Here is a 17,125-nt window from a genome sequence, read left to right as displayed (position 1 = left end):
CGCACTCCGAAGCGATGATCAAGTGGGCCATGATCGGATTGATGGCCCGCCGACTCGCGCCTGCACCCGGCCGCCGTCCCTGGCAACCGGCACGCGCCGCCTAATTGCTTTCTCAACACGTTGTCAGTAGGGGACGGCACGGAGCTGGAGTGAATCGGTCGCGGGGGTCCGGAGGACCTCCCGACCGAGACACGGGGAGCGGCTCAGCGGTCGACGGCACGGCACCTGGCCGCGGTGTCGGCCGGTAGGCCGACAGTGTCATCGACTACCTCCTGCGGACCTGGCGCTGACTGACCGTCATCTGCCGGCCGCCGGGCATCGGGCCACCGGGCACCGGCATGCGGGTGCCGCCGAGGGCGGCGACCCGCTTGCGCAGCGCATTGAGCTCGCCGCCGGAGAGGTTGCGGGGCAGCTTCATCACGTGGGCGCTGAGCCTGCGCAGCGGCACCTGGCCCTCCTCGTCGCCGACCAGTAGGTCGTAGATAGGCGCGTCGCCGGCGATCCGGGCGATGCGCTTCTTCTCCTGGGCCAGCAGTGGGCGGACCCGCGAGGGCGACCCCTCGCCGACCAGGATCACGCCGGGGCGGCCGAGGACGCGGTGGACGGCGTCCAGCTGCGTGGTGCCGGCGACGCCGGAGGCGATCTGCCAGTCGCCGCGCATGCCCTCGAGCACCCAGGCCGCGGCACCCGGCTGGCCCTCGACCTGCCGGTAGGCCGACCCCTGCGCGCGACGGCCGAAGACCACCAGTGCAGCCAGCAGGCCGAGGAGGATCGCGACGGGCAGGAAGAGGAACGGCGAGCTGAGCAGGATGCCGATCAGCTCGACCACCGCGGCGACCACCACGAAGGCGATCAGCATGACCCAGGGCAGCTTGGGGTCGTTCCTGCGGGTCAGGGAGTAGGCCTGCCTGATCATCCGGGCCTGGTTGCCGGCCTTCTTCAGCCGGCCCACCCTGGGCTGGCCGTCCTTGCCGACCTTCGTCGCGCCCCGGCGACCGCGGAGGCCGCGCCCGGTGGCGGCCTTGCCGGTGCCGGGAGGCGCGGGGGAGTCGGTGGGCCTGCTGCGTGCCATACCCACAGGATAGTGAAAGGACCCTCCTGCCCCCCAACGCTCGCAAGCTCGCGCCGGGACCCTGCAGGAGGCCGCCGACCGGTCCCCACCGAGGAAGGACCCCGTCCTCCCCGCCCTTCGCGAGCTCAGGGCGGTGCCCTGGACGGGGCCAGCGCCGGGACCTTGCAGGAGGGCCGCCGGTCGGTTCCGGCGGACCGGCCGCGGCGGCGCTCAGATCGAGCGGGTCAGCCCGCGGGCCTCGGCGGCCTGCTGGTAGAGCCGGCCGGCCCGGTAGGAACTGCGCACGAGCGGTCCGGCGAGCACCCCGGGGAAGCCGATCTCCTCCGCCGTCCGCTGGAACCCGACGAACTCGTCCGGCTTCACCCAGCGGACGACGGGGTGGTGCCGCGGCGAGGGGCGCAGGTACTGGGTGATGGTGAGCAGGTCGCAGCCGGCGTCGTGCAGCGCCTGCATCGTCTCGACGACCTCGTGCGGCTCTTCGCCCATGCCCAGGATGAGGTTGGACTTGGTGACCAGCCCGGCCTCGCGGGCGGCGGTGAGCACCGACAGGGAGCGCTCGAAGCGGAAGCCGGGCCGGATCCGCTTGAAGATGCGGGGCACGGTCTCCACGTTGTGGGCCAGCACCTCGGGCCGGGAGGAGAAGACCTCGGCGAGCTGGTCGGGATCGGCGTTGAAGTCCGGGATGAGCAGCTCGACCCCGCAGCCGGGGACGGCGGCGTGGATCTGCCGGACGGTCTCGGCGTAGAGCCAGGCCCCGCCGTCGGGCAGGTCGTCACGGGCGACGCCGGTGACGGTGGCGTACTTCAGCTGCATGGTCGCGACGCTCTCGGCGACGCGGCGTGGCTCGTCGGCGTCGAACGCGGCGGGCTTGCCGGTGTCGATCTGGCAGAAGTCGCACCGCCGGGTGCACTGGTCCCCGCCGATGAGGAAGGTGGCCTCGCGGTCCTCCCAGCACTCGTAGATGTTGGGACAGCCGGCCTCTTCGCAGACGGTGTGCAGACCCTCGCGGCGGACCAGGGACTTCAGCTCGGTGTACTCCGGGCCGGTCTTGAGCCGGGTCTTGATCCACTCCGGCTTGCGCTCGATGGGGACCTGACTGTTGCGGACCTCCAGGCGCAGCAGCTTGCGGCCGCCGGGAGCCATCGGAGTGTCCGAGGAGGGGGTCGGGGCCACCGTCTCACTCATGATCGCCCACGGTACTCCCGAACGCACGGGGCCCCCGCCGCGGCGGGGGCCCCGTGCGTCCCGGGACTCAGCGGCGCGAGGCGCCGCCCTCGGGCTCCTGACCGCGGTCGGCCAGCGGGGTGCCCGCCTCACCGCGCGCGGTGTCGGTGTCGTTGGTGGCGTCGGTCGTCGGGTCGACGCCACCGAGCCCCTCGGTGGCACCTGCCGGACCGGCGGTCGGGGTGGGGTCGACGGTGGCCGGCCCCGTCGCCGTTCCCGGCGTGGCGGCGTTCTCGGCGTCACCGTAGGCGAGCTGCTGGGGCTGCTCGCCGAGGTCGGTGTCGGGCGGGGTCGCGTCGCCCGGCGAGGCCTGGGCGGAGGAGACGGTCTTGCCGGAGTTGCTCGGTGAACTGGGCACGGGGTCCTCTCGGTAGCTGGGCACGGGGCCGTCCCCCGTGGCGGCGGGGGTCCACAGGTCGTCGGAGCCGCCGCGGCGGCGCAGCACCACCGCCACGACGGCGGCGATGCCGAGGACGGCGATCAGCCACGGCCACCGCCGCGGCTCGGGCTCGACCCTCGCCCTCCGCTTCACGTTCTTGCCGGCCTTGGCCGCCTTCTTCGCGGCCTTCTTCTCCAGCTCGCGGCGCTTCTTCACCGCTTGCTTGCGGGCCTTGCCCGTGCTGGCGGTGAGCTCCAGGCGGCGCAGCTCGAGCTCGTCGCGCGCGGTGAGCAGTCCCGCAGCCAGCGACTCGCGGGTGTTCTCCAGCGCCGGCGTGACCGCCTCGCGGGCGGCGAGCACCTTCGGTGCGGCGTAGGCCAGCGTCGCGGCCTGGGCGGCGGTGAGCCGGGGGACGACGTCCTTCTCCAGGCTCTTCTGGGCCGCGTCGCGCGCTGCCTCCACCCGGGGGCCGAGGTCGGTGGCAGCGCGGGTGGCCGCGGTCTGGGCGGCGATCAGCGCCGAGGCGACGTGGGGTGCGGCGGCGTCACGGGCCGCCTCGAAGCGGGGGCCGAGGGCGTCGCGGGCGGCATCCATCCGCGGGCCGAGGGCGTCGCGGGCGGCGTCCACGCGGGGGCTGAGCGCGTCGCGGGCGGCCTCGACGGCGGGCGCGGCCACGGCGACCGCGGCGGCCACCTTGGGCACGACCGCACCCTTCGCGGCGTCCAGCGCTGGACCGGTCGCCTCACGGGCGGCCTCCACCCGCGGTACGAGCTGTTCCGCCGCCGCCCGCCGGGCCTCCGCCACCGCCGTCCCGATGTGGACGAGGCCCTCCTGCAACTCCTCGCCGATGATCTGGCCGTGCGTCTTCTTGCGGAACACGGGATGCACCTCCGGTTGATCGTGTCGGCGGCCATCCTGCCCGCTCGCCGCGGACGGCACACCCCGAGTACCCACGCCCGGACGGCGGTCCCGGACCGCGCTGGATAGCGTCGGCGGGTGCAGCTACGCATCTTCACCGAACCGCAGCAGGGCGCCACCTACGACGACCTGCTGGCCGTCGCGCGGCGGACCGAGGAGACCGGCTTCGACGCCTTCTTCCGCTCCGACCACTACCTGACGATGGGCGGCGACGGCCTGCCCGGGCCGACCGACGCCTGGGTGACCCTGGGCGGGCTGGCTCGCGAGACCAGCCGCATCCGGCTGGGCACGCTGATGTCGGCGGCCACGTTCCGGCTGCCCGGCCCGCTGGCGATCTCGGTGGCGCAGGTCGACCAGATGAGCGGCGGGCGGGTGGAGCTGGGCATCGGGTCGGGCTGGTACGAGGCCGAGCACACCGCCTACGGCATCCCGTTCCCCTCGCTCGGCGAGCGCTTCGACCGGTACGAGGAGCAGCTCGAGGTGGTCAGCGGGCTGTGGTCGACGCCGGTGGGGCAGACCTTCGACCACGCTGGGCAGCACTACCGGCTCAGCGACTCGCCGGCGCTGCCCAAGCCCGTGCAGCCCGGCGGCGTGCCGATCATCGTCGGCGGCCGCGGGAAGCGGCGGACGCCGGCCCTGGCGGCCCGCCACGCCGCCGAGTTCAACGTGCCCTTCTCCCCGGTCGAGGAGAACGCCGAGCTGTTCGACCGCGTGCGCGCGGCCTGTGACGACGCCGGCCGCGACCCGGCGTCCATGGTGTTCAGCTCCGCGCTGGTGCTCTGCGTCGGCCGCGACGAGGCCGAGCTGGCGCGCCGCGCGGCGGCGATCGGGCGGGACGTCGACGACCTGCGGGCCAACGGTGCCGCCGGCACCCCCGCCGAGGTGGTCGACGTCCTGGGCCGCTACGAGGCGGCAGGGGCGGCCCGGGCGTATCTGCAGGTGCTGGACCTGGCCGACCTCGACCACCTGGACCTGGTCGCCGCCGAGGTGGCGCCCCAGCTGGGCTGACGCAGCGGGTACAGCGGCTGCCACGGGGCGGGGCTGCCGCGCGGTAGGCTCGAGGGCGTGACCAGGCGGCTTCTCCTTGCCCGGCCGTGCTGACCGCTAGACCTCCAGGCAGCACGGCGACCCCTCCTGCGTGAGGGGTTTTTTGATGTCCGCCACCGGCACGAGCACCTCGAGGACCCAGGAGCACCGACGATGAGCCAGACGGCCGACCAGCCGAGCGTCGAGCAGGCGACCGGCCCCGCCACGGACGAGGGCGTCCCCCCGCACCGGTACACCCCGGCGCTGGCGCAGCGGATCGAGCTCGCGTGGCAGGACCGCTGGGAGGCCGAGGGGACGTTCCACACCCCGAACCCGGCCGGTCGCCTCTCCGAAGGCTTCGAGCGGGTCGCCGATCGGCCCAAGTACTTCGTGATGGACATGTTTCCGTACCCGTCGGGCGCCGGCCTGCACGTCGGCCACCCCCTGGGCTACCTGGGCACGGACGTCACCAGCCGGTTCCGCCGCATGGACGGCGCCAACGTGCTGCACCCCATGGGCTACGACGCCTTCGGCCTGCCCGCCGAGCAGTACGCCGTCCAGACCGGGCAGCACCCCCGGATCACGACCGAGGCCAACATCGCCGCCATCAAGGCGCAGCTGCGGCGGCTGGGCGTCGACCACGACGACCGCCGCAGCTTCGCCACGATCGACCCGGGCTACTACAGGTGGACCCAGTGGATCTTCCTGCAGATCTTCGGCTCCTGGTTCGACGAGTCCGCGGGGAAGGCGCGGCGGATCGAGGAGCTGGTCGCCGAGCTGGACGCCGGCACGCGGGAGCCGGCCGCCGGCACCAACCCCTCGGGTCGCCCGTGGGTGTCGTTGGACGACGTCGAGAAGCGGAAGGTCGTCGACGCGCACCGGCTGGCCTACCTGCACCAGGCGCCGGTGAACTGGTGCCCGGGCCTGGGCACGGTGCTCTCCAACGAGGAGGTGACGCCCGACGGCCGGTCCGAGCGCGGCAACTTCCCGGTGTTCCGGCGTCCGCTGACCCAGTGGATGATGCGGATCACCGCCTACGCCGACCGGCTGCTGGCCGACCTGGACCGGCTGGACTGGTCGGACTCGCTGAAACTGATGCAGCGCAACTGGATCGGCCGCTCCACGGGTGCACGGATCGGCTTCGGCTGCGGCGACGAGACCATCGAGGTCTTCACCACGCGCCCGGACACCCTGTTCGGCGCCACCTACATGGTGCTGGCCCCCGAGCACCCGCTGGTCGGGACGCTGACCGCCGAGGTGTGGCCGGACGGGACCGACCCGCGCTGGACCGGGGGAGCGGCGACCCCGCGGGAGGCGGTCGCGGCCTACCAGCGGCAGGCGTCGCGCCGGTCGGAGCTCGACCGGCAGAACGAGGCACGGGAGAAGACCGGCGTCTGGCTGGGCGTCACCGCGGTCAACCCGGTCAACGGCCGCGAGCTGCCGGTGTTCGTCGCCGACTACGTGCTGACCGGCTACGGCACCGGCGCCATCATGGCGGTGCCCGGCGAGGACGCCCGCGACTGGGATTTCGCCGAGGCCTTCGGGCTGCCCGTCGTCCGTACGGTGCAGCCGCCGGCCGACTGGGACGGCGGCGCGTACACCGGCGCCGGCCCGATGATCAACTCCGCCAACGACGAGATCTCGCTGGACGGACTGGACAAGGCCACCGCGATCGCCACCGTCGCCGACTGGCTGGTGGCACACGGGCACGGCGAGGCGACCACCACCTACAAGCTGCGCGACTGGCTGTTCAGCCGGCAGCGCTACTGGGGCGAGCCGTTCCCGGTCCTGTACGACGAGCACGACCTGCCGGTCGCCGTCCCGGACTCGATGCTGCCGGTGCTGCTGCCCGAGGTCGACGACTACTCGCCCAAGACGTTCGCCGACGACGACGCCGACTCGGTGCCCGAGCCGCCGCTGTCCCGGGCGACGGACTGGACGACCGTCGAGCTGGACCTGGGCGACGGTCCGAAGAAGTACCGGCGCGAGACCAACACGATGCCCAACTGGGCCGGGTCGTGCTGGTACTACCTGCGCTATCTCGACCCCGGCGACGACACGCAGATGGTCGACCCGGAGCTGGAGCGCTACTGGCTGGGCCCGCGCGAGGACGGCGACGTCGGCGGCGTGGATCTCTACGTCGGGGGCGTGGAGCACGCGGTGCTGCACCTGCTGTACGCCCGGTTCTGGCACAAGGTGCTGTTCGACCTGGGTTACGTCAGCAGCGAGGAGCCGTTCCGCCGGCTGGTCAACCAGGGCTACATCTCCGCCTACGCCTACACCGACGAGCGCGGCTTCTACGTGCCCGCCGCCGAGGTGGAGGAGAAGGACGGCCGGTTCTTCTACGAGGGCAGTCCGGTCAACCGGGAGTACGGGAAGATCGGCAAGAGCCTGAAGAACATGGTGACGCCGGACGAGATGATCGGCGCGTACGGGGCCGACACCTTCCGGGTCTACGAGATGTCGACCGGGCCGCTGGAGCAGTCGCGGCCGTGGGAGACCAAGGCCGTCGTCGGCTCGCAGCGGCTGCTGCAGCGCATCTGGCGGGTGGTCGTCGACGAGGAGACCGGCGCGGTGCGGGCGGCCGACGGTCTGGAGCCGTCCGAGGAGACGCTGCGGGCGCTGCACCGGACGATCGCCGGGGTCCGGGACGGGATGGCGACGCTGCGGTTCAACATCGCGATCGCCCGGATCACCGAGCTGACCAACCACCTGACCGCTGCCTACGGCGCGGACCGGCCGGTGCCGAGGTCGGTGGCCGAGCCGCTGGTGCTGATGGTCGCGCCGCTGGCTCCGCACATCGCCGAGGAGCTGTGGTCGCGGCTGGGGCACGAGCACTCCCTGGCCTGGGCGCCGTTCCCGGAGGCCGACGAGCAGTGGCTGGTGGAGGACACCGTGCAGGTCGCCGTCCAGGTCAACGGCAAGGTGCGGGCCCAGGTCACCGTGCCGGCGGACACCGACGCCGCCGCACTGGAGGCCGCAGCCCGGGCCGACGACAAGGTCGCCGGCCACCTGGGCGGGAAGACCGTGCGCCGGGTGGTCGCCGTCCCGGGCCGACTGGTCAACTTCGTCGTCGGTTAGGAGCGATGACACGTCGTCCCACCGGACGACACCGCGGGCCTGACCCCGTCGTCCTACCGGACGACACCGCGGCCAGGTGCCGCCCCCGTGTCGCGCTGAGCCCTGTCGTCGATCCTCGCGGGAGCCTTCGGCCCCCACTCGTCACGACATGTCGCTCAGGCGGTCAGGGCGGCGCGCATCGCCTTCTCGACCGGCTCGAGAGCCTCCGCGATGGTCACGTCGCGGCCGAGTTCGGCCGACAGCGAGGTGACGCCGGCGTCGGCGATGCCGCACGGGACGATCGCGCCGAACGCGCCGAGGTCGGGGTCGCAATTGAGCGCGAAGCCGTGCATCGTCACGCCGCGCGCGACCCGGATGCCGATCGCGGCGATCTTGCGCTCGGGGCGCCATCGGCTGTCCGGGCCGGGTGCGTCGGCAGGCAGCCAGACGCCGCTGCGACCCTCGACCCGCCCGGCGTCCACCCCGAAGCCGGCGCAGACCTCGATCAGCGCGCCCTCCAGCCGCCGGACGTAGGCGACGACGTCGACGGGGCTGGGCAGCGCGATGATCGGGTAGCCGACGAGTTGTCCGGGACCGTGCCAGGTGATCCTCCCGCCGCGGTCGACGTCGATCACCGGGGTGCCGTCCAAGGGGCGTTCGTGCGGCTCGGTGCGCTTGCCCGCGGTGTACACCGGCGGGTGCTCCAACAACAGCAGGGTGTCCGGGCCGGTGCCGGCCACCCGCAGGCCGTGCAGCTCACGTTGCCACGCCCAGGCTTCCTCGTAGGGGACCAGACCCGCCCGGATCACCTGCAGCTCGTCCACGCCCCGAGCCTATGCCCCCGGTCAGCGCAGCCGGCGCGGCTCGATGCGGGACTCCACCGCGGTGCCGTCGGCGCCCGGCTCCACCCGGTAGGCGGCCTTCTCGGGCCGATCGGCCACGGCCTCCACCAGCTCGGTGCCGCGGTACACCAGCCCGACGCCGTCGTCGGTGGCGTGGCCGCCCGGGAGCGTGCCCTCGGCCACGAGCCGATGGTAGAGCGGGCGGCGCTGCTCCTCGGAGTCGTGGTGGACGCCGTTCGAGGTGGGGATCAGCGCCAGCCCATCGGTGACCGGGCGCAGGTCCGGGCCGTAGGAGTCGGTGGTGCCGCCGGCGTGCCAGCACAGCGACCCCGCCGACACCCCGCCCAGCACGACGCCGGCCTCCCACACCTCCCGGAACACCTCGTCGAGGCCGTGCACCCGCCACACGGCGAGCAGGTTCGCAACGCTGCCGCCGCCGACCCAGACGACGTCCTGCGCCAGCAGGTGCGCGCGCACGTCCGGCACCGTGGGCATCGGGAAGAGGCTCAGGTGGCTGACCTGCACCCCGCTGCCGGCGAAGGCGCCGTAGACCCCGGCCACCCGCACCGGGTCGTCGCCGGTGGCGGTGCCCAGGTAGCACAGCCGCGGCCGCTGCGGCGCGCCCGCCAGCTCGAACGCGAGGTCGAAGACCGGGCCCGGGGCCCAGTCGTACGGGCCGCGACGGCGGGAGTCGAAGCCGATGCTGGTGGCCAGGATGGTCGGCGCGGTGGCGGGCACGGTCAGTCGGCTCCTCGCTGGGCGGGGCGCACGGCGCGTAGCACGGCACGGGCGGCTCGCGCCCCGCTGGCCATGGCGCCCTGGATGGACGGGGTGTCGCGGTGGTCGCCGGCGACGTAGAGGCCGCCGCCCAGGTCGACCGGCCGGCGCAGGGGCAGTGGCGGGACGGCGGCCGGCTGGGCCCGCGGCACGGTGATCGACGTGAGGTGCTCGAGGTCGCCGGGGCCGACGTCGTGCAGGGCGGCCACCTCGGCGCGCACGTCGGCCTCCCGGGTGGGTGCCAGGCTGGAGCTGGCGACCAGCGCCCGGCCGTCGGGGCTGTAGGCCGGCTGGGCGTCGGTCAGCACGACGCTGTTGACCAGGCGCCCGCCCGGCGTGCCGAGGACCAGCAGTGGCTCCCCGGACGGGGACGCGGGCAGCACGTGCAGGTGGGTGGTGACCTGGCGGGGCGCTGACGCGGTGAGGCCGGGGACCAGCGTGGTGGCGGTATCCGGGTCGGTGGCCACGACGACCGCGTCCGCGCGGGTGCGCCCGGCCTCGGTGACCACCGCGTCCCCGCTCACGGCGGTGACCCGGACGCCGTGGTGCACCCGGTCGACGCCGACCCGGGCCGCGAGCTGTTCGCCCACCGACTGCATCCCCCCGGCGGGCAGGCCGATGGCCCCGCGCGCGAAGCTGCGCCACAGCAGGTCCAGGTACCGGCTGGAGGTCTCCAGCCGGTCCTCCAGCAGCACCCCGGCGAGGAAGGGCCGGAAGAAGCGCTCCAGCGCCGCCTCGTCCACGCCGGCCCGCCGGAGCCGCTCCTCGGCGCTCGTCTCGCGTTCGCGCAGCAGCCGGTCGACCGGGGCGTAGCCCGCCCGGGCGGAGTACGCGGCGACGGCCGCCTTGCGCAGCGGCGACCCGATGGGCGCGCGCAGCGTGTCGATCGCCGCCGACGGCCGGCGCCGTGGATCGACCACCCGGTGCGCGCGGCCGTCGACCCGGACCACCGCCCCTGGCCAGAACCAGCCGAGGTCGAGCCCCGCCAGGTCGAGGTCGGCGGCGCGGGGATAGCCGGTGTTCAGCACCTGGAAGCCGCGGTCGACGACGAAGCCGTCGACCCGCTCGGTGGCCAGCCGGCCACCGGCGTGCCCGGTGGCCTCGGCGACGTGCACGTCGCAGCCGGCGGCGTGCAGCCGGACGGCCGCGGACAGCCCGGCGAGCCCGGCCCCGACGACGACGACCTGGGCGCGGGCGGGCAGCGGCATGGCTCCGAACCTAGGGTGCCCGGCGTCGCCGCATCCGTCCGGGCCGGCATTTGTGGAGGCGGACGGGGCCTGTGGACGGCGTCAGCGCGAAAGCCGGCGGTCCGCTTACGGTGCCCGCCATGCCGACGTCCCCGCCCGTCCCCGTCGTCCCCGGTTACCGGCTCGAGGAGCTGCTCGGCCGCGGGGGGTCCGGCGAGGTGTGGCGGGCCGTGCCGCGGTCGGGCGGTCCGCCGGTGGCGGTGAAGCTGCTGGTCGTCGGCGACCCCGAGCGGCAGGCACGTGAGGCGGCCCTGCTGGGCGAGCTGGACCATCCGCACCTGGTCCGCCTGCACGAGGTCGTCCACGAGCCGCGGCGGGGCGGGCAGCCTCGGGTGGCCCTGGTGCTCGACCTGCTGGCCGGCGGCAGCCTGGCCGCGCTCCTGGCCCGCCGCGGCCGGCTGCGGCCCGGCGAGGTGGTCACCGCCCTCGCTCCCGTGGCCGCCGCCCTCGCGCACGCCCACGAACGCGGTGTGGTCCACGGCGACCTCTCGCCGGGCAACGTCGTCTTCACCGCCGAGGGGCGCCCGGTGCTCACCGATCTCGGCGTGGCGCGGGTCGTCGGGGAGGACGCCGCGGGGGAGGTGGCCCCGGCTTACGTCGACCCCACGGTTGCCCGCGGTGGCGCCCCGGGGCCTGCGTCCGACGTCTTCGGCGTGGCCGCCGCGGCCTTCCACGCGCTCACCGGGGTGGCCCCCTGGAACGCCGCCACACCGGCCGACACACTCCGGGTCGCCGCGGAGGGCACCCTGCCCGATCTCGCGGAGCTGGCCCCGGACGCCCCACCGGACCTGCTGGCCACCATCGGTCGTGGCCTGTCGGCCGATCCGCACGACCGCGGGTCGGCGGCGGCCTTCGCCCTGGACCTGCGGCACGCGTGCCGCCCGGAGCCGGTGCGGCTGCCGCGGGCGGGGGTGCCCGACGAGGACCTGTGCCGCACCGGCCGGGGTCCGCGCACCGAGCTCACCCACCAGGTTCCCGGCCGGCACCGACGGGTCCCGGAGCAGGCCGAGCCGGGCCGGGTGGGCCTGCGGGCCGGGATCGTCGCGGCCGGCCCGGTGCTGCGGCGTGCCGGAGCGCTGGTCGCCGCGGCCGCCGTCCTGGCCGGGGCGGTGTGGTTCGGCGGATGGTGGGGGAGACCGGCTGGGCCCGTCGCCGAGCCGGCCGCCCGGGTGGCCGACCGCGCGGCCAGCGCGCCCCGCGTGCCCCAGCCGGAGGGGACGGTGTCCGGGGCCCCGAGCCCGTCCGCCACCCAGCCGCCCCCCACCAGCGTGCCGCCGGACCAGGAGGAGGACTGGACGGCCCGGCTCGCCGAGCTGTACCAGCGCCGGGCCGAGGCCCTGTCGACCGGGTCCGTGGCGCTGCTCGACGGCGTGTACCCGCCCGACAGCGCGCTGCTGACGGCCGACCGGGACACCGTGTCCGCCCTCGACGCAGCGGGGGAGCAGCTCCGCGGCTTCGCCCCGGTGGTGGTCCGCGCCGCCGTGGCCGACGGCGGGACGCAGGAGGGGCGGGTGACCCTGCGGGTGGTCGACCGTTGGCCCGCCTACGAGGTCGTGCCGGCGGCGGACCCCGACGGCCCGGCGTTGCGGTCGGTCGGCGGGCGGGGCGAGGCGGACGTGCGGATGACGCTCGCCGCGACCACCGACGGGTGGCGCATCGCGTCGGCCGAGCGGATGTCGTGAGACGCGGATGTCAGCCGCGCTGCAGGGCGGCTCGGAACGCGTCGTCCAGGTCGGGGTGGGTCCAACGGAAACCGGCCCGCTCGAGCACCGCCGGCACGGCGCGCTGACCGGCCAGCACGCTGGACCGGCCGAACTCCCCGAGGGCCAGCGACAGAACGGGTCCGGGCACCGGCAGGACGGCGGGACGGTGCACCGCCGCGGCCAGGCGCCGCGCGAACTCGGCGTTGGTCACGGGGGCCGGTCCGGTGAGGTTGACGGGGCCGGAGACGTCAGCGGTGAGCAGGAAGCGGATCGCCCCCACCTCGTCGTCCAGGCTGATCCACGGCCAGTACTGCCGCCCCGACCCCATCCGGCCACCGAGGCCGGCGCGGAAGACCAGGCCGAGGATGCGCATCAGCATCGCGTCGCGGCCGATGACCAGGCCGGTGCGCAGGCGCACCACTCGCACGCCGGCGTCCTCGGCGGCGCGGGTCGCCGACTCCCACTCGGCGCACATCCGGGCCAGGAAGTCGCTGCCGGGCGGCGCGTCCTCCTTCACCGGCCGGTCGCCGGTGTCGCCGTAGTACCCGACGGCCGAGGCCGAGAGGAGCACACGACGGCGTCCCGGGTCGGCCGCGGCGGCCGCCGCCAGCGCCTCGCTCACCGTGACCGTGCTGTCGAGCCGGCTGGAGCGCAGCTGCCGCTCGTAGCCGGCGGTGAAGGGGCGGGGCCGGATCGGTGTGCCGGCCAGGTTGACCACGGCGTCGACGTCGGCCAGCAGCGCCGGGTCGATGCGTCGGTGCTGGGGATCCCAGCGGTGCTCGTCGGCCGTCCGCGGCGTCCGCCGGACCAGCCGCAGCACCTCGTGCCCGTCGGACCGCAGGGCGGTCACCAGGCGGGACCCGATCAGTCCGGAGGAGCCGGTGACCGCGACCCTCAACGACTCTCCTCCGGAAGCTGGTGACAGCGGCCCCTTGCCCCCCACTGCGAGCTTGCGAGCGGTGGGGGGCAAGGCCGTCCTTTCTCAGGTGAGGCCGAGCTCCTTTCTCAGGTGAGGCCGAGCTCGCCGTGGAACTGACCGGCCTCCAGCCGTTCCTTCACCGTGGTGAGGAAGCGGGCGGCGTCGGCGCCGTCCACGATCCGGTGGTCGTAGGTCAGCGCCAGGTAGATCATCGACCGGACCGCGATGACCTCGCCGAGGTCGGGGTCCTGGACGACGACCGGGCGCTTCACCACGGTCCCGGTGCCGAGGATCGCCACCTGCGGCTGGTTGATGATCGGCGTGTCGAACAGGGCTCCGCGGCTGCCGGTGTTGGTCAGCGTGAAGGTGCCGCCGCCGAGCTCGTCCGGGGTGACCTTGTTGGTGCGGGTCCGCTCGGCCAGGTCGGCGATCTTGCGGGCCAGGCCGCCGAGGCTCAGATCCCCGGCGTCCCTGATGACCGGCACCAGCAGGCCGCGCTCGGTGTCGACCGCGACGCCCAGGTTCTCGGCGTCGTGGTACGTGACCGTGCCGGCCTCGAGGTCGATGGAGGAGTTCACGGCCGGATGGGCCTTGAGCGCCTCGACCGCCGCCTTGGCGAAGAACGGCAGGAACGACAGCTTGACGCCCTCGCGGGCCTCGAAGTCACGCTTGGCCCGGTCCCGCAGCCGGGCGATGGCGGTGACGTCGGCCTCGACGACCGTCGTCAGCTGGGCGCTCACCGTCAGCGACTCCACCATCCGCCGGGCGATGACCGTGCGCAGCCGGGACAACTTCTCGGTGCGCCCGCGCAGCGAGGTGTCCGGCTGCGCCGCCGGCGAAGGGGTCGGCGCCGTCCGGCCGGAGGCGGCCGCCGGAGCCGGGGCCTGCGCCGGAGCGGCGGCCTTCTCCGCGGCGGCGAGGACGTCCTGCTTGCGGATCCGTCCGCCGACACCGGTGCCGGACACCGTGGAGAGGTCGACGCCGCGGTCAGCGGCCAACCGCCGCACCAGCGGGGTGACGTACTGCCCACCGCCGTCGCCCGAGGGTGCCTGCTCAGCGGGCGCGGGTGGGGCCGACGGGGCGGGTGCCTGCGGGGCCACCGCGGCGGCCGGCGAGGGGGCCGACGTGGGCGACTCCGCGGGCAGGGCGCCGCTGGAGCCGTAGTCCGCGCCCGGTGTCTCGGTGGCCGGCTTGGCGGTCTCCGGCTCCTGCGGCCGGGCCTCTGGCTGCTCCTGGGCCGGGGCCGTGGGAGCAGGGGCCTGCGCCGAGGCGTCGCCGCCCGCCGCGCCGGACCCGATGACCGCCAGCTGCGCGCCGACCTCGACGGTCTCGTCCTCGTTCACCGAGATCGACAGCAGGGTCCCCGACACCGGGGCCGGGATCTCGGTGTCGACCTTGTCGGTGGAGACCTCGAGCAGCGGCTCGTCCGCCGTCACCTCGTCGCCGACCGACTTCAGCCACCGGGTGACCGTGCCCTCGGTGACGCTCTCACCCAGGGCCGGCATGGTCACCGGCGTTCCCTCGCCGTCCCCGGAGCCGTCCCCGGACCCGCCCGCCGGCGCCGCGGCGGCCGGCTCGGGCTGGGGCTGGGCCGGCGCCTCCTCCTGGGCCGGCGCCTGTTCCTGGGCTGGCGCCTCCTGGGCGGGAGCCTGTTCCTGGGCCGGCGCCTCCTGGGTGCCGGCCTCCGCGGTGTCCGGGCCAGCGGCCGGCGCGCCACCGTCGCCGTCCCCACCGATGACGGCCAGCTCGGCACCGACCTCGACGGTCTCGTCCTCGGAGACCAGGATCTTGGTCAGCACCCCGGCGGCCGGCGAGGGGATCTCCGTGTCGACCTTGTCCGTCGACACCTCCAGGAGGGGCTCGTCGACCTCCACCTGCTCACCCTCCTGCTTGAGCCATCGGGTGACGGTGCCCTCGGTGACGCTCTCGCCCAGGGCGGGCATGGTGACGGACGTCGGCATCGGGGCAGGGCTCCTTCTGGCGCTGGGTGGATGGTGGGGTGGTGGCGGGGGTCAGCCGTGCACGTGCAGCGGCTTGCCGGCGAGCGCCAGGTGCGCCTCGCCGAGCGCCTCGCTCTGCGTCGGGTGCGGGTGGATGAGGGCGGCGACGTCGTCGGCCTCGGCCTCCCAGTTGTAGATGAGCTGGGCCTCGGCGATGAGCTCGCCGACCCGGCTGCCGACCATGTGCACGCCGACGACGGGGCCGTCGACGGCCTGCACCAGCTTCACCGCACCGGCGGTCTTGAGGATCTGGCTGCGGCCGTTGCCGCCGAGGTCGTAGCTGAGCGTCTTGACCTCGCCGAACCGCTCCTTGGCCTGGGCCTCGGTGAGCCCGACCGAGGCGACCTCGGGCTCGGAGTAGGTGATCCGCGGGACGCCGGCGTAGTCGATCGGCGCCGGCTCCAGACCGGCCAGCCGCTCGGCGACGAGGATCCCCTCGGCGAAGCCGACGTGCGCCAGTTGCAGGGTGGGGATGAGGTCGCCGACGGCGGAGATGGTCGGCACGTTGGTCCGGCAGTACTCGTCCACGAGCACGTAGCCGCGGTCCATCGCGACGCCGGCCTCCTCGTAGCCCAGCCCTTGGCTGACCGGGCCGCGGCCGACGGCGACGAGCACGATCTCGGCCTCGAACTCCTTGCCGTTCTCCAGCGAGACCTTCGCGCCGTTCTCGGTGGTCTGGACGGCGGAGACGCGGCTCCCGAGGCTGAAGTCGATCTTCCGGCGGCGGAAGGCGCGCTCGAGCAGCTTCGAGGAGGACTCGTCCTCCAGCGGTACCAGGTGGGGGAGCGCCTCGACGATGGTCACGTCGGCGCCGAAGGACTTCCAGACGCTGGCGAACTCGCAGCCGATGACGCCGCCGCCCAGGATGATCACCGAGGCCGGGACGCGGTCGAGGCCGAGCGCGTAGTCGCTGGTGATGACCCGGCTGCCGTCGACCTCGATGCCGGGCAGCGACCGGGCGTAGGAGCCGGTGGCCAGCAGCACGTGCTTGCCCTCGTAGCGCTGACCGTTCACCTCGACCGCGGTCGGGGAGACCAGCCGGCCCTCGCCCTCCACGTAGTTGATCTTGCGGGACTTGATCAGCCCTTGCAGGCCCTTGTGGAGCCGGGAGACGACGCCGTCCTTGTAGCCGTTGACACCGTCCATGTCGATGCCGGCCAGCGACGTCTTGACGCCGAACTGCTCGCCCTCGCGAGCCTGGTCGGCGATCTCGCCGCTGTGCAGCAGGGCCTTGGTCGGGATGCAGCCGCGGTGCAGGCACGTGCCGCCGACCTTGTCGCGCTCGACGAGGACGACGGACATGCCCAGCTCGGCGGCGCGCAGCGCGGCGGCGTAGCCACCCGAGCCACCACCGAGGATGACCAGGTCGGCGGGAGAGGTGGGTGCGCTCACGAGGACTCCTCGAATGCCGTGGTCCCGACCCGTTCACACGGGCGGGCGATGATCCGGCGCCCATCCTGCCACTCCGGGAACGCCGGGGCGGGCAGCACCGTTGCCAGCGCGGACGTCGCCGCGCAGGCGCGACCCGGGTGGACAGGAGCGGGCATGGGGCTGTGGAGCCGACTGCGGCGGCGGGCACCGGGCCGAGCCACGCTCGACCGGGGCGCCGGGCGGGCCGACGTCGCCCACCTCGAGCAGTTCGTCGCCAGCCGGCGCGGCGTGGAAGGGTACGTCGAGCCCCGGACCGCGGTCACCGAGACCACCATCGTCCTGGTCGCGGCCGACGGCGAGTGGACCCGTCGTCGCATCGACGGCCCGGACACCGCCCGCCGGCTGTCCCGCGAACTCGGCATCCCGGTCTACGACGCACAGGTCACCGGCTATCCGCAGCGGATGCGCGACTGGTCGAAGAAGAAGGACCCCCGTCCCCCCTCCCCTCGCGAGCTCGACTGAAGGACCCCTCGAAGGACCACCGTCCCCCACCGCTCGCCAGCTCTCGGCGGGCCCCTGACGGTGGC

The 17,125-nt window shown here is 74.5% G+C and carries 13 protein-coding genes; 4 read left to right on the top strand and 9 right to left on the bottom strand.

Annotated features, from left to right (window positions below):
- Positions 1-265: 265 nt before the first annotated feature.
- The 3 genes from E4P41_RS13015 to E4P41_RS13005 all read right to left on the bottom strand — a co-directional run bounded on the left by E4P41_RS13015 (position 266) and on the right by E4P41_RS13005 (position 3,554).
- Complete coding sequence (locus E4P41_RS13015; protein ID WP_135141675.1) at positions 266-1,072, bottom strand: DUF4191 domain-containing protein; 807 nt, start codon at positions 1,070-1,072, stop codon at positions 266-268.
- Between the two features lie 210 nt (positions 1,073-1,282).
- Positions 1,283-2,257 carry a lipoyl synthase gene (gene lipA / locus E4P41_RS13010; protein ID WP_209307697.1) on the bottom strand — a complete coding sequence of 325 codons (975 nt, stop codon included), beginning with the start codon at positions 2,255-2,257 and terminating at the stop codon, positions 1,283-1,285.
- Positions 2,258-2,324: 67 nt separating this feature from the next.
- Positions 2,325-3,554, bottom strand: coding sequence for a hypothetical protein (locus E4P41_RS13005; protein WP_135141674.1), 1,230 nt, complete (start codon positions 3,552-3,554; stop codon positions 2,325-2,327).
- A 117-nt stretch (positions 3,555-3,671) separates the two neighbouring features.
- On the opposite strand from E4P41_RS13005, the gene E4P41_RS13000 reads away from it, so the two are divergent.
- Together E4P41_RS13000 and leuS are read left to right on the top strand one after the other, a co-directional pair.
- Positions 3,672-4,601, top strand: coding sequence for an LLM class F420-dependent oxidoreductase (locus E4P41_RS13000; RefSeq protein ID WP_135141673.1), 930 nt, complete (start codon positions 3,672-3,674; stop codon positions 4,599-4,601).
- Between the two features lie 192 nt (positions 4,602-4,793).
- The gene (leuS, locus tag E4P41_RS12995) at positions 4,794-7,700 is read left to right on the top strand and encodes a leucine--tRNA ligase (protein WP_209307696.1); all 2,907 of its coding nucleotides are present in this window, start codon (positions 4,794-4,796) and stop codon (positions 7,698-7,700) included.
- A 155-nt stretch (positions 7,701-7,855) separates the two neighbouring features.
- Here leuS and lipB read toward each other — a convergent pair whose 3' ends face one another.
- The 3 genes from lipB to E4P41_RS12980 are packed head-to-tail and all read right to left on the bottom strand — an operon-like array spanning position 7,856 to position 10,506.
- Positions 7,856-8,503: a lipoyl(octanoyl) transferase LipB gene (lipB, locus tag E4P41_RS12990; protein WP_135141672.1), complete on the bottom strand. Its 648-nt coding sequence runs from the start codon at positions 8,501-8,503 to the stop codon at positions 7,856-7,858.
- A 21-nt stretch (positions 8,504-8,524) separates the two neighbouring features.
- On the bottom strand, positions 8,525-9,259 hold the full coding sequence (locus E4P41_RS12985) for a peptidase E (RefSeq protein ID WP_135141671.1): 735 nt from the start codon (positions 9,257-9,259) through the stop codon (positions 8,525-8,527).
- A gap of 2 nt (positions 9,260-9,261) precedes the next feature.
- Complete coding sequence (locus E4P41_RS12980) at positions 9,262-10,506, bottom strand: NAD(P)/FAD-dependent oxidoreductase (RefSeq protein ID WP_135141670.1); 1,245 nt, start codon at positions 10,504-10,506, stop codon at positions 9,262-9,264.
- A gap of 119 nt (positions 10,507-10,625) precedes the next feature.
- Between E4P41_RS12980 and E4P41_RS23640 the strand changes: the two genes are divergently transcribed.
- Positions 10,626-12,227: a serine/threonine-protein kinase gene (locus E4P41_RS23640; RefSeq protein ID WP_135141669.1), complete on the top strand. Its 1,602-nt coding sequence runs from the start codon at positions 10,626-10,628 to the stop codon at positions 12,225-12,227.
- Positions 12,228-12,237: 10 nt separating this feature from the next.
- On the opposite strand, the gene E4P41_RS12970 is transcribed toward E4P41_RS23640, so the two are convergent.
- From E4P41_RS12970 to lpdA, 3 genes are all read right to left on the bottom strand, one after another.
- Positions 12,238-13,146, bottom strand: coding sequence for a TIGR01777 family oxidoreductase (locus tag E4P41_RS12970; RefSeq protein WP_135141668.1), 909 nt, complete (start codon positions 13,144-13,146; stop codon positions 12,238-12,240).
- Positions 13,147-13,253: 107 nt separating this feature from the next.
- Positions 13,254-15,128: a 2-oxoglutarate dehydrogenase, E2 component, dihydrolipoamide succinyltransferase gene (gene sucB, locus E4P41_RS12965; RefSeq protein ID WP_135141667.1), complete on the bottom strand. Its 1,875-nt coding sequence runs from the start codon at positions 15,126-15,128 to the stop codon at positions 13,254-13,256.
- Between the two features lie 51 nt (positions 15,129-15,179).
- Positions 15,180-16,559 (bottom strand): dihydrolipoyl dehydrogenase, encoded by a 1,380-nt coding sequence (gene lpdA / locus E4P41_RS12960; protein WP_135141666.1) that lies wholly within the window; start codon positions 16,557-16,559, stop codon positions 15,180-15,182.
- Between the two features lie 153 nt (positions 16,560-16,712).
- Here lpdA and E4P41_RS12955 point away from each other — a divergent pair, with 153 nt between their 5' ends.
- A complete protein-coding gene (locus E4P41_RS12955; RefSeq protein ID WP_135141665.1) occupies positions 16,713-17,060 on the top strand; it encodes an oxidoreductase in 348 nt (115 codons plus the stop codon).
- Positions 17,061-17,125 lie beyond the last annotated feature (65 nt).

The organism is Geodermatophilus sp. DF01-2, from assembly GCF_004571065.1.
Lineage (GTDB): Bacteria > Actinomycetota > Actinomycetes > Mycobacteriales > Geodermatophilaceae > Geodermatophilus.
Note: the sequence above shows the minus strand (reverse complement) of the source record. Positions and strands in the feature narration are given on the sequence as shown.